Raw genomic sequence first — 13,935 nt, forward strand, 5'->3', positions numbered from 1 at the left:
CCCACGAGCGTCGGCACCAGGTCGCCGCGGCGCGGCAGCAGCACCCCCACGCGGCTCTCGGGCCCCACCCCGCGCGCGGCGAGCGCGCGGGCGAGGCGGCGGGCGCGGGCGGCGAGCGCGGCGTAGGTGAGGTGGGTGTCGGCGGCGACGAGGGCGACGCGCTCGGGGGTGCGGCGGGCCTGGGCGGCGAGGGCGCGGTGGAGAGGCAGGAAGGGGCGGTCGGGGAGCGGGGGCCCGGCGGCGCGTTCGAGCAGGGCGAGGCGCTGGGTGGAGGTGAGCAGGGCGAGCTCGCTCAACCGCGCCTCCGGCGACGCGGCCATCCCTTTGAGCAGCAAGCCTAGGTGCTCCAGCACGCGCTCCACCTCTGATTCGGCAAAGCGCTGGGCGCTAAAGAGCGCCGAGCACGTCAGCGACTCTGCCCCCGTGACCTCGACCGTAATCGGGTAGTTCGTCTGTTCCTGGAGGTGGACGTCGCCGATCTGCAATGCAGATTCGTCGGACATCGCCTCGAGTTCCTGGACGGGGTAGTTCTCGAAGACGAGGATGCTCTCGAAGAGCGTGCTCTCGTGCGAGAGCCCACTGTCCCGCTGCATCTCGTAGAGCGGGAAGAAATCGTACCGACGCGTCTTGGCCTGGTGCGCTTGAAGCGCTTGCAGCCACGTACCCACGCGCTCGTCCTCGTCGACGGCCACTCTCACCGGCAGCGTGTTGATGAAGAGGCCGATCATGGATTCGACCCCCTTGACTTCTGGAGAGCGACCCGAGGCCACCGCTCCGAACAGGACGTCCTGTTCTCCGCTGTACCGCGACAGCAGCAGCGCCCATGCCCCCTGGACCATCGTGTTCAGCGTGACGCGCATCGACCTGGCTGCCTCGCGGAGCTGTGCGGTGCTCTCTGGGGAGAGGCTGACCCGGACTCGGCTGGGCGGCCCGTCGTTGGACATGCCCCGCTGCACCGTGCCGGCCTGCAGCCCGAGCGATGTCGGCTTTACATCCCCGGCCAGTTCCTGGCGCCAGAACGCGGCGCCCGCTTCGTGGTCCTGCTCCTCTAACCACTCGATGTAGGTCCTGTACGGCGTCGCGCGGGTTCGCTGCGGCCGCTGTCCCGACCGCAGCGCTTTGTACGCGTTGTGGACCTCGCCAAACAGGGCGGCGACGCTCCACCCATCCACGAGGATGTGGTGGTGGCTCCAGTGGAAGAGGTACTCGTCTTCAGCCGTGCGGATGAGCAGAAACCGCATGAGCGGCGGACGGGCCAGGTTGAATCCCTTCTTGCGATCTGCCTCCACGAACAAACCGAGGCGACGCTGCTGCTCGGCTTCGTCGAGCGCTCGCCAGTCCTGCTCCACCCAGCGGATGTCGACGGAGGCGAGCACGGCCTGCCGGGGATCCTCTTGCCCCTCCCACACAAACGCCGTCCGAAGAATATCGTGCTGCGCTACGATCGCCGCCCATGCCCCCTTAAACGCGTCGACATCGAGGTTGCCTACGAAGCGCCACTGCAGCTGATTGATATGCTCGCCCGCTCCCGGAGCATATATCGTATGGAACAACATCCCCTTTTGCATAGGAGACAACGCGTACACATCGTCGATTCTTGGCTGTACGACATGTTCCATATCCTAGCCCTCAGTCATGGTCTAGAGGTGCATTTAATACGTCGAGCAAATCAGCCCAATCGTCTTCTTGTCCTTCTGATTCTAGTGAAGTAGAGACTTTATACCAAGGGTTCTTTTCATTTATATCAGATATATCTTCGAACGTAGCCTCATGAGCTACACGTCTCAACTCATTGATATAATCGTTTACCATTACAGACACATAGTCTTCTCCCTGTATATCCCTATTGAACCTCCATTGCACCACAAGCTTGCCCCCCACGACCATCACATCAAAAATGTGCGGATGCGTCCGCTTGTTGGCCAAATTCCGCACACGTCCCATCGACTCTGTCGCCCCACCAAAAAAAGTGGATTCGACGCCAACCCTGTCGATCACCCCCAGATAGTTGAATAGAATCGGTGCTCCGGATCGCCTCTCGTCTAGCAATTCCAACGCACCCAGCGCTGACCCGAGGGATGTTGCACGACTCGTATCAAGGCGCACCGTTTGGAGGGCCGTGAACCACCCTACCGTACGCGTCAGATCAGCGCCGATGTCTGAATCCCGTCCATGGCGTTCGACATCGATATCCAGCGGACCCTGGCGCAGGGTCGGACGGAGCGTTGTCGCAAGCGCGGCGATGAGGACCTCGTCGAGCGGGCGCCGGGCGAGGCGCGGGATGCGCTCCAGCAGCAACTGCGTGGTCTCCTCGGACAGTTCGCGCGTGATGGTAGCGCCCGTCCCCTCGGTCCCGGCCTCGCCGAGTTCCGGCCAGGGGTGCGCTGGCTGCAGGGCTGCGTCCTGCTCCTGCTGTGCCACGTTCACCCACGCGCTGAAGGGCAGCACAGGCGGCAAGGAGGCCTGCTCGCCGTTCCGTGCCGCCTCGTAGAGGAGATGCAGGTCCTCCAACAGGGCCGTCCAGGACACGCCGTCTACCACCAAGTGGTGAGCAACGAGGAGGAGGCGGCCAGGCGTGGCCGCTCCGTAATGCGCGTAGACGACGCGGCACACCGGACCCTCTGTGATGTGCAAACTGCCCTGCGTCTGCTCAGCAGCCTGTTCCAACGCACCAGATCGGAGCGCAGGGGGCACGGCGGAGAGGTCGAGCATCGTCAGCGTCGGCCCCGTCTCGGCTGCTACCTGCTGCTGCCATTCCCCGGGCGCGTCTGGGGCTGGGCTGAACCGCAACCGCAGCGCGTCGTGCCGACGATAGAGACCATCGACGGCGTGGCCGAGGGCACGCATATCGATGCCCGCAGCGAGGGTCAGCAGCACGACCTGGTTCCAGTGGTGCGGCTCGGCGAAGTCGTAGTCAAAGAACCAGCGCTGGATGGGTGTCAGGGGGAACGGTCCGGACACTTCGCGGAGTGAATCCAGTTGGGGTCCGGCCAGCCGGGCCACGGACGCAAGTTCGGCGATGGTCTGGTGCTCAAACAGTTCGCGCGGGGCGAGCTCTAGCCCGACCGCCCGCGCTCGCGCGACGAACTGAATCCCGATGATCGAGTCGCCGCCCAGCTCGAAGAAGTTGTCGTCCACGCCGATGGGCTGGCGTTTGAGCAGCAGCTCCCAGATCTCGACGAGCTTCTGCTCCGCGTCCGAGGCTGGAGCCACGTAGGCCGCGCCGACCTCGGGATCTGGGAGGGCGTTTCGGTTGAGCTTGCCGTTGGGCGTCAGCGGCATCGCCTCCAGTGCCACAATGAATGGCGGAACCATGTGGTTGGGCAGGTACCCTGCCAGAAACCCGCGCAGCGTCTCCGTAGACGGCAGGGGCTGCCCGGCCGTGGGCACGGCGTAGGCAACGAGCCCGAGCGCTCCGCTTGGGCCTTCCCGCACAACAACGGCCGCCGCCTGAACACCAGGGTGCTCGACCAGGACGGCCTCGATCTCGGCGAGCTCCACCCGCTGCCCGTTGAGTTTTACCTGGAAGTCGAGCCGGCCCATGAACTCCAAGGCTCCGTCTGTCCGCCAGCGTGCGCGGTCGCCGGTGCGGTAGAGACGCCCACCCGGCTTGCCGCCGAATGCATCCGGTATGAACCGCGACGCGGTCAGTCGGGGTCGGCCTTCGTAACCGCGCGCCAGTTGGACGCCCCCGAGCATCAGCTCGCCCTCCGCGCCGCTCGGCACGAGCCGCCCACGCTCGTCTACCACGTAGGTGCTGGTGTTCGACACCGGGCGCCCGATCGGCACGGTGTCCTCATCGCCGTGGCACATCCACCACGTCACATCGACGGATGCTTCGGTGGGGCCATAGAGGTTGTGCAGGGTGGCCGACGGCAAGCGCTCGTAGAACTGCCGCACATGGGCAGGGGCAAGCGCCTCTCCACTCGCGACGACCTGGCGCAGAGACGAGCATCGGCCTTCTTCCACCTCTTCGAGGAAGAGCGAGAGCATGGAGGGCACGAAGTGCATCGTCGTGACCTGCGCCTGCTCGATCAGAGCCGCCAGATACGCCGGATCCTCGTGGCCTCCCGGACGCGCCACGACCATGGGCACGCCCACGAAGAGCGGCCAGAAAAACTCCCAGACCGAGACATCGAAGCCGAACGGGGTCTTCTGAAGCACGATGTCGTCTTCGGTCAACGGCAGCGCCGCCTGCATCCAATCCAGGCGGTTGCAGATTCCGGCGTGCGTGCACACCACCCCTTTGGGGCGGCCGGTGGAGCCCGAGGTAAAGATCACATAGGCTGCCTGACTGGGCAGGGTATCTGCGATTAGTGCGGGCTCGCTCAGCGCCTGCCCGACTTCAGGCTCCAGTTCGTCGACGATGAGCACGTGTGCCGACTGCGCGGGCTGGTCAGGGGCCAAGGCCGCCGTAGTGATCAGCACCTCAGGAGCCGCGTCCTCCACCATGAGGCGGCGACGGGTACGCGGCAGGGCCGGGTCGATGGGCACGTAGGCCCCGCCGGCCCACCAGATGCCTACCAGACTTGCAACCAAGTCAAGGGAGCGCTCCAGGCATACGCCCACGCGTACATCGCGGCCGACGCCGTGACTGCGCAGTTCCCGCGCGATCTGCGACGCTCTGGCGGCAAGCTGACCGTAGTTGAGCACATGCCCGTCGTAGGTGACGGCGACGGCGTCCGGGGTGGCTTGCGCGCGGCTCCAGATGCGCTCCGGCAGCAGCCGGCTATCTGGGAACGCGTGCTCGGTTGCGTTCCATTTCGAGGTGACGCGCGCGCGCTCGGGCGCGCCCAGCACCGTCCAGTGTGTAACGGGCGTCGTCGGGTTCTGCACGGCCTCGTCCAGACACGCGACAATGCTGTGGGCGAGGTCCGACGCGTCCTGATCGCCGATCTGCGCTGCGTCGTAGGCAACGAGTGCCCCGAGCGTCCCCTCGGCCTCCGTCACGTAGAGCGTGAACCTAGCACCGCCGCTGGAGTCATGCACGCCGACCAGTTCGACGCGGGCCTCTCCACTGCTCCACAGGGCCTGCGTCGTGGCGAAGGCATACGACTCCGCCGCTCTCTGCTCCTGCTGGATGAGCCGGTCCGTCCAGGGACGCTCCCGGTGCGCATCCACGTGGCTTCTCGTGCTGCGCAGTACCTCACCAAATGAGTGCTCGGCGTTCGAGGCCGGTGCGATCGACACCCAGTGCGCGAGGCGCCCCGCGGATTCCGCGAGCCCCTCCACATCCCGACCGTCCAGGTGATACCCGATGGCCGAGGGCGCGATACCACGGCGCTCCAGCACGACCTGGTACGCCGCCAGCATGACCAGGTGTGGCGATACACCCTCTCGATCTGCCACCGCCTGCACGGCGGACGCGTCGAGCCCGGGTAGCTTGGTCCAGCACCACCGTGGCTGACCGTTCCCGGACGCCGCCAATGGATGCGGGGCAGGGTCTTGAGTTGGGGGACGCTCTTCGCGGGCGTTCGCAAGCCCGTCGTTCTGCCACGCGGCGACATCTGCGTATTGGAGCGGCGTCGAGGACGTGTAGCCCTCCCCACAGTGTTCGGCAACACCACGGAGCACGAGATGCACCGTAGGCACGTCGGCACAGGTAGCCGGGAGGGCAAGCATCAACCGAAGCTCGTCCTCGTCGATGTGGAACAGCACGCCGCGCAGGGTCGGACCGGGCTCAGCCGGAGACTGGGCTAGCGCCTGGCGAGTCGCCCGGAAGCTCGCTGCTTGCGCCTCGGGGGCCGCGTCCCGCACGTCCTGGTAGTCCACTGCGATTTCGCCGCGTGCGCTCTCGTCGGCCAGGTACACGACCTGGACGACCTCACCCCCAGGGCCCTGGCTGACAACCGTTCGCAGGATCTCATGCTCGCCGCACAGGAGGCGCAGGGCATCGAGGACGCGCTCCGGATCGGAGCAGCCTCGCACCACCGCTTCCGTGACGACCGCCCCCCGCGGAGCACGGGCCCACACCTGCCGCTGTAGCGGAGAGGTCTCGAAGGCCGGATGGGTGGCGGTCATGGTGCACCTACATGTTGGATGGTTGTCGGCCTATCAGACGGCCCCTGTGGTGGAGACACTCCGGCGGCGCGCCCTGGACAACAAGCTGGAATCCACCGTTGCCTGCTTCCGCGCGCGAGCCTGGCTTCGCCGCGCCGCCGCCTCTCGGACCGTCGCCACCACGGAATCCAGCGGCGCCTCGACGTCGGCAGCCAGCGCCTCCATCACGGTCTTCCAATCCTGAACCAGGTCCAGAATCGTCTGCTTGCGATACAGACCCGCTGCGTACTCCAGGTCGCCCACGAGCCCTGCTGCCGACTCGTGCACGTTGAAAAACAGGTCGTGGCGGCTGGCCTGCTTCTCGACCGGGATCGACTCGATGACGAGGCCCGGCGACGCGGTGTCCTGGGTGGTGGCCGGAGCGACCACGGGGGTGTTCTGCAGCGTGAGCTTGACTTGAAACAGCGGAGCAAACCGTGGATCACGCTGGGGGGCGACGGCCGCCACCACGCGGTCGAACGGAGCCTCACGCTTCGCAAAGGCACTCAGCGCCCCCACGCGAGCTCGGTCCAGGAGTGCGCGCAGCGTCGGATTACCGTCCAGGCTGAGTCGGAGCGCCAGTTGGTTGATGAAGAAGCCAATCAGCTCCTCTTCCTCGACGCTGTTGCGTCCGGCGCTGTCCGTCCCAATCACGATGTCCGTGCTGCGCGTGTAGCTGTGGACCAGCACATGCACCGCGGTCGCGAGCACCATGAACAGCGTCCCTCCTACCTCCTGGGCGCGCGCCCGAAGCCTGGAGACCAACTCGGGGGGCACGTCGATGGAAACGGACGCACCCGACCCGGAGGAATCCTGGCGACGCTCGTGGTCGACGGGGATTGTCTCGGTGAACGAGGCTCCAGCTAGCTCGGCCTGCCACTCGCCGACGAGGTCGTCAAGTTCGCCTTGGCGGAACCGCTGCCGCTGTGACGCCGCCGTATCCACGTATTGAACCGACAGCGGAGGCAACGGAGACGGGGCCCCACGCAGGAAGGCGTCGTAGAGCGACTGCATCTCGGCCATCATGATGCGTATCGACCACCCGTCCGAGATGATGTGGTGCATGCACAGCGAGAGCACGTGGCGCTCCGTCCCCGACGGCGAATCGATCTCGGTTTTGCAGAGCTGCGCGCGGATCAGCGGCCCGCGAGACAACGCGAAGGGGCGCCGAGCATCCTCCGACGCGAGTCGCTGGACTACGCGTTCGCGAACGTGGCCTGGCACCCCGGTGAGGTCGACGAGCGGGAGCGCAAACGGTGTCGGCGCTGCAATACGCTGCTCGGGTTCGCCATCCTGGGAGGTGTGGAAGGTGGTCCGCAGGGTGGCATGCCTCCGCGTCACCTCGGACAGCGCCGCCGCCAGCGCCGTGCGCTCCAGCGGGCCCACGAGCGCGACCACCACTTGCATGATGTAGGCTGGATCGCCCGGGTTGAACTGGTCGATGGCCCACAGGCGCTGCTGCGCGAAGGAAAGGGGCCCGACCTGCCTCTCAGGCATGCGCTCGACCACGGCCGTCACGGCGGGCGCCTCCTCTGCCATCAGCGCCTCCAACTCCGACGCGATTGAGGCCACCGTCGCCTCGCCGATGAGCGCCGCCATCGGCACACGCACCCCAAACCGCTCGGTGAGCCGGGCGAGCACCCGCGTCGCGACGAGTGAGTCCCCGCCCAGTTCCAGGAATCTGTCGTGCAGCCTGATCCGGCGGGCGCCGAGCAGTTGGGTCCAAATCTCCGCCACACCGCGCTGCACCTCCGTGACCGGGGCGTCGGCATCCGTCGTGTCCTCGTGCTCAGCCTGCTCTTCAGCCGCCGCTGCCGCTTTGTCGGCGTCGCGCTCGATCCAATAGCGCTTCCGCTGGAAGGGATACTGCGGTACGGGCTCGTACCGCCTTGATTCCTCGGCGTAGTACGTCTCCCACGACAGATCCACACCGACCTGCCAGAGCCCGCCCGCCGCCTCCAGCAGCGCTGACGAGGCGTCGGCCGAGTCGGCGTCCTTGTAGGCCGAGTTCACGGCTGCCCGCACGGCGTCCCCGTTCGGGTGCTTGGCTGCAAGCGAGGTCAGCGTCCGCCCCGGCCCGATCTCGACCAGGGTGGTCGGTGTGTGCGCGAGGAGCGTCGACACGCCGTCCATGAACCGGACCGGAGCCCGCGCATGCCGCGCCCAATAGGCTGGCGAGGTCGCCTCGCTGGCGGTGATCCAGGTACCCGTTACGCAGGACACGAACGGAACCTCAGGCGGCCGCATCTCCACGCTCGCCACCGCGCGTTCGAACTCGTCCAACATGGGGTCCATCATGGGAGAGTGGAACGCATGCGATGTGTTCAGACGCCGGTAGTCGATGCCGTCCTGGTCGAACTGCCGTGCCAAGGCATCCATGCTCTCATGCTCGCCGCTGATGACGCAGCGGCCGGGCCCGTTGATAGCCGCCACCGAAACGCTGCGCGGGAGCATCGGCAGTACGTCGGCCTCCTCCAGAAGCACAGAGATCATCGCCCCGGAGGGCAGCGCCTGCATGAGCTGCCCACGCAGCGCCACGAGTTTGAGCGCCGACTCCAGTGAAAAGACGCCGCTGAGACACGCCGCGGCAAACTCGCCGACGCTGTGCCCGATGAACGCGTGCGGGTGTACCCCGTGGGCCTTCCACCACTGCCCCATCGCGTATTGCGTGGCAAACAGGATCGGCTGCAAGTAGGCCGTCTGGTGGAGACGACGGCCCGTGTCGGCCCGGGCATCGTGGTCACGGAGCGATGGACGCAGCAGGAGTTTGCGGAGGTCCTCGCCCATCAAGGCCTGTAGCACCGCTGCAGCCTCGTCCAGATGGTGACGGTAGATGGGCTCAGCCTCGTAGGCCGCGCTCGACATGCCCGCGTATTGCGACCCCTGCCCAGGGCACAGGAACGTCACGTGGGCTGCCGCGCCGTCATAGACCGCTGTTCTCAGTCCCGTCCTGAGCGCCGTAGCCACGTCGTGGCCCGTCGACGCGGCAGGCACAGTCACAACGCCTCGGTGGGCGAACGACTGCCGCCCCGTCGCGAGGGTGTAGGCGATGTCGGGCAGCGCGAGCGTGTCCGTGTCGCAGGCGGCAGCAAGCTGTTCGGCCTGGGCGTTCAGGGCCGCGCCCGTGGTTGCGGACAGGCGGAGCACCACGTCAGGACGCGAGGCTGGGGTGACTGCTGCGCGGGCCGGGGCCTGCTCCAGCACGACGTGCGCATTCGTGCCACCCAGGCCGAACGAACTCACGCCCGCGCGACGGAGCCCGCCCTCAGGGTCCCAGGGCCTCGCCTCGACGGGGACGTAGAAGGGACTCTCAGCAAGGTTCAGCGCAGGATTGGGGGCCGAGAAGGTCGGGTGCGGCGGAATGGTTGCGTGTTCGAGGGCGAGCACGGTCTTGATCAGTCCCGCGATGCCGGCAGCCGAGCCGAGGTGGCCGATGTTAGCCTTCACCGCCCCGAGGGCGCAGTATTCCCGGGCGTCGGTGCCCTCCCGGAAGGCCCGCGTCAGGGCGGCCACCTCAATGGGGTCTCCGATGACGGTGCCGGTCCCGTGCGCTTCGAGCAGCGACACCGTCCCAGGCGCAACTTCTGCGACCTGCTGGGCCGTCTGGATCACCTTCACCTGCCCGTCGATGCTGGGCGTAGTGAAGCCAGCCTTGAGGGCCCCATCGTTGTTGACCGCGGAGCCCTTGATGACGGCGTGGATCACGTTGCCGTCGCGTTGCGCGTCGTCAAGACGCTTCAGGGCGACGATGCCTGCGCCACACCCCCCCATCGTTCCGGCTGCCTGCTGGTCGAACACGCGGCAGTGTCCGTCGGGCGACAGGATGCTGCCCGCTTCGTAGAGGTGGCCGGCATGATGGGGAAAGGCCACGCCCACACCTCCGGCGAGGGCCACGTCGCACTCGCCAGCAAGGAGACCCTGGCATGCCATGTGCACCGCCACCAACGAACTCGAACAGGCCGTCTGCACGTTGATGCTCGGCCCCTTGAGGTTGAGCTTGTACGAGATCCGCGTGGGCAGGTAGTCCGACTGATTGCAGAGCCCGATCTGGAACTGGCCGACCTGAGCGACGATGTCTGGCCGCGACGCGATTTGGCTCCAGACGTAGCTGCTGCGGTTTGCGCTGGCGTAGACCCCAATGCTGCCCGCGTAGCGCGTGGGGTCGCACGACGCTGCCTCCAGCGCGTGCCACGCACATTCGAGCATGATCCGCTGCTGCGGGTCGATGAGCTCGGCCTCGCGGCGGCTCATCCCGAAGAACCCCGCGTCGAACCGCTCATAGTCGTCCGGTTCGAGCGCGCCGCGCACGGGCACGTACGCCGGATTGGTGAAGAGCACCTCGTCCAGGCCGTCGGCGGCCATCTCGGCCTCCGTGAACGTGGTAAACGCCTCGTCCCCCTCGACGAGGAGTTGCCAGAAGGCGTCTAGGTTCGGCGCGTGCGGCATCCGAACCTGCATGCCCACGATCGCAACCTCAAGTCCTGTCGGTTCCATGAAAGCCTTCTGTTCGAATGGATGGATGCACGGGTGTTCGACCTCGTCGCCCTAGGCCTCTCCGCGACGCGCGCGTTGGTCAAGAAGTCGGCGACGGCCCTGGCGGCGGCTCGCGCTGGCAGCCCCTGTCGCAGGATTAGGCGTAGCGGATGGTCCCGCGGCGGACGGTCCTGCCGTCGATGGTCCCGCAGCGGACGGTCCTGCTGCCGGTGGCCCCGCAGCAGCGGCGAGGTGCTTCGCCAGCGCAGACACGGTTGGGTGCTCGAACAGGTGGACGAGTTGCAGCTCGACGCCGAGCTCCTCTTTGAGCTTGCCGAAGACGGCCACGGCCGTGAGCGAGTGGCCTCCCAGATCGAAAAAGTTGTCGTGCAGTCCGATCTCGTCGAGTTGGAGAACGGACCGCCAGATGCCTGCCACGGTTTGCTCGATGCGCGTCTGGGGCGCCTGATTCGGGGCGGCGTTCGTCTCCGCCTTGGGACGAGTCCTGCGTTCACGCTCCGCCCTCGCATGGTCCACTCGTCCGTGTACGTCCCTGGGAAGCTGGTCGACGCGGTCGTACGACCGCGGACGCATCGGTGCGGGCAGCCACCGGGCAGCCGCCTCGGCTAGGTCCTGCGATTTAGGTTCGGAGCCGTCTATCTCGGCCACCACCGCTAGGTGTCGCTCGCTCCCGCCCTCGACGAAGGCCACCGCCTCGCCGACCCCATCGACGGCACGCATCACGGCTTCGACCTCGTCCAGCTCCACACGCACGGCACCCAGCTTCACACGCCGGTCGCGGCGTCCTAAGAACTGCAAGGACCCGTCTTCCATCCGGCAAACATGGTCGCCCGTTCTGAACAGCCGCCCGCCCCGACTTGACGGGTCCGGGAGGAACGAGGCGGCCGTCTCGGCAGGCCGCCCGAGGTAGCCACGCGCGACGCCCCCGCCGCCCACGTGTAGCTCTCCCGGGACACACACGGCAATGGGCGCGCCGCGCCGGTCAAGGACGTGGACGAGCGTTCCAGCTAGCGGCTGCCCCAAGGAAACCACGTCCTGCTCGGGATGGAGTTCGGTAGCCGTCGCGCACATCGCCGTCTCAGCGGTGCCGTAGTGGTTGTGGAGGTGGACCCCAGGCATGGCCTTCGCGAGCGCGCGCGCCTGCACGGTGGTTAGCTCCTCTTCGGCAGAGCACACGGCTGTCAGCGCGTGCTGTCCTCCAGTCGCGGACGCCGCCTCTTGGATGCGGAGAACCTTCTCAAGAACGGACGGAGCGAGCCTGGCGACGGTCACCCGCTGCCGCAGAATGGCCTCGGCCACGGCTGGCGCTTGCTGCCCGGACGTCACGACCTGAGCGCCTGACGTGAGGGCCCAGAGCACCTCAAGCAGAACCGCATCGGAGGTTAACGGGGCCGCTTGGAGCACGCGGTCTCGCAACGTCAGCGGTGCGCTTTCCGTCATCGCATCGAGGCTGGAGCAGAGGCTCCGGTGCGAGACCATCACGCCCGCAGGCCCGCCACGGGGACGCGAGACATAGGCGACGTACGCCAACGTGGCTCCGCTTGCGGTCGGCCCGTTCTGCTCATCCGGCTCAGGCGCTCCTGCTTCCGACACCCCTGCTTCCGACACCGTTGCTTCCGACACGGAGTGTGCGGCCGTCGACACCACTGGGATGGACACGGCCTGCTCGACTGTAGCGACCGACCCCATCGCTGAAGGGGCTACGAGCATGGCAACCGCACCCGCGTCCTCGACGATTGCGGCCAGCCTTGCGGTCGGGACGTCCAGCCCAACGGGGACGACAGCCGCTTCGGCTTTGAGGGCTGCATAGATGGCCACACAAGCTTCCACGCCCTCGTCGGCGTGCACCACGACGCGATCCTCTGGACCGACGCCCGTCGCACGGAGCCGGCCCGCGAGCTGCGTTGCCCGCTCTTCGAGCGCGCCGTAGGTCAGCGTGCTCGTTCCAGACACGAGAGCGGTCGCGTCGGGCGTCTGTCGCGCGTGCCTCGCAATGCGTCCGTGGGCGCGCTCAAGGTCGCGGAGCGCCGCCGGCTGGCTCTCGTTCACCGACACGCTGGCGCTCGATGGAGCTGGCTCCATCTTTATGCTCCCCAACGCGACGTTCAGCCCGTTGCCAAACGCGCGCAGCGTAGCACCCAGCGTATCGGACACGCGGCGCAGCGCGGCTTCATCCAGCCGGTCGCTGCGTCCTTTCAGATCGATGCGCAGCTCTTCGCCCGGCATCGACGTCAACGTCAGCGGGAGCCTGGCTGCCTCGTTGAGGTGCACCGTCTCCATCTCCAGCCCGATCCCGTCGGCCGGCGCCGACGACTCGCCCGCAAAGTTCAGCACGTCCAGCAGCACGTCGAACAGCTGACGGTCGGGGGGGCACTGGGCCCACCGCTGCATCTTGTACAACGGGACATACGCGTACTGGCGCGCCTCGACTTGGTCCGATTGGATCGCCTGGAGCCATTCTGCGAGACTGCGGTCGCGCTGCAGCTGGATCCGGGTAGGCAGGGTGTTGATGAACAAGCCGAGCGTGCGGTCGGCCCCTTCCAGCGTCGGCGGCCGACCCGACGTGACGCTGCCGTACGTGACCTCGTCCACGCCGGCGTAGTGCCCGAGCGTGAGCGCGAGGGCCCCCTGCAACAGCGTATTGACGGTGAGGCGGCTTGTCCGTGCTGCCTCCTGCACGGCAGCGGTCTGGTCCGCGGGAAGCACGAGGGGCAGCACATGCGTCGCAGGTCCACCGCGGCGAGGCACCGCCCTGGACCGAGGCAGCGGCGTCGGGTGCTGCCAGCCTTCCAACGCACCCCGCCAATAGCCCTCGGCCTTCTCATGATCTTGCTCCTTCAGCCAGGCGATGTACGCGCTGTAGCGCGGTGCTGGCGGCAGCGCAAGCGTTCGCCCGTCGCGGAGGGCCTGGTATTGCGCAAACACCTCCTGGAGCGTCCCCACGCTCCACCCATCGAGCAACAGGTGGTGGTAGGACCACAAGAACAGCGCGTCGTCCTCGCCGATGTGGGCCAGGGTGAACTGCATCACCGGGGCCCGCGCGAGTTCGAGGCCTGCGCTGCGCTGGGTCCGGGCCAGCGCGTTCAACCGCTCGGTGGGCGCGGCTTCGTCTCTCCAGTCGAGTTCATCCCAGGGGAGGTCAACTTGGCGCCGAACCACCTGCACGGGTTTCGAGAGGCCCTCCCACACAAAGGCGGTCCGAAAGGTCGAATGCCGTTCGACCGTGCGGCGCCAGGCCTCCGCGAAGGCAGCGGCATCCAGCGCGCCGCGTAAGCGAACGGCATACTGGTCCACATACAGCCCTTCCTGAGGAGCCCGGAGGGAGTGGTAGAGCATCCCCTCCTGCATGGGCGATAGTGGGTAGACTTCTTCTACGTTTTTCACAGCGGACCGGTGTTTTCT

4 protein-coding genes are annotated in these 13,935 nt (G+C 67.0%); all 4 read right to left on the reverse strand.

The features are described 5' to 3' along the window. Window positions 1-1,619 (reverse strand): condensation domain-containing protein (locus AAFU51_17095; GenBank protein MEO1572971.1); only part of this gene is annotated, 1,619 nt, incomplete at its 3' end. 10 nt (window positions 1,620-1,629) lie between these two features. Then, entirely contained in the window at window positions 1,630-6,021 is a 4,392-nt protein-coding gene (locus tag AAFU51_17100) for an amino acid adenylation domain-containing protein (protein MEO1572972.1), read from the reverse strand. A 33-nt stretch (window positions 6,022-6,054) separates the two neighbouring features. After that, window positions 6,055-10,533: a condensation domain-containing protein gene (locus AAFU51_17105; GenBank protein MEO1572973.1), complete on the reverse strand. Its 4,479-nt coding sequence runs from the start codon at window positions 10,531-10,533 to the stop codon at window positions 6,055-6,057. A 51-nt stretch (window positions 10,534-10,584) separates the two neighbouring features. Continuing rightward, window positions 10,585-13,917, reverse strand: coding sequence for a condensation domain-containing protein (locus AAFU51_17110; GenBank protein ID MEO1572974.1), 3,333 nt, complete (start codon window positions 13,915-13,917; stop codon window positions 10,585-10,587). Window positions 13,918-13,935 lie beyond the last annotated feature (18 nt).

Source organism: Bacteroidota bacterium (assembly GCA_039821555.1).
Classification (GTDB): Bacteria; Bacteroidota; Rhodothermia; order Rhodothermales; family Rubricoccaceae; genus JBCBEX01.

Bases quoted from the DNA above. Each gene is read 5' to 3' on its own strand.
- AAFU51_17100 (MEO1572972.1), bottom strand. From the start codon at position 6,021: ATGACCGCCACCCATCCGGCCTTCGAGACCTCTCCGCTACAGCGGCAG.
- AAFU51_17105 (MEO1572973.1), bottom strand. From the start codon at position 10,533: ATGGAACCGACAGGACTTGAGGTTGCGATCGTGGGCATGCAGGTTCGG.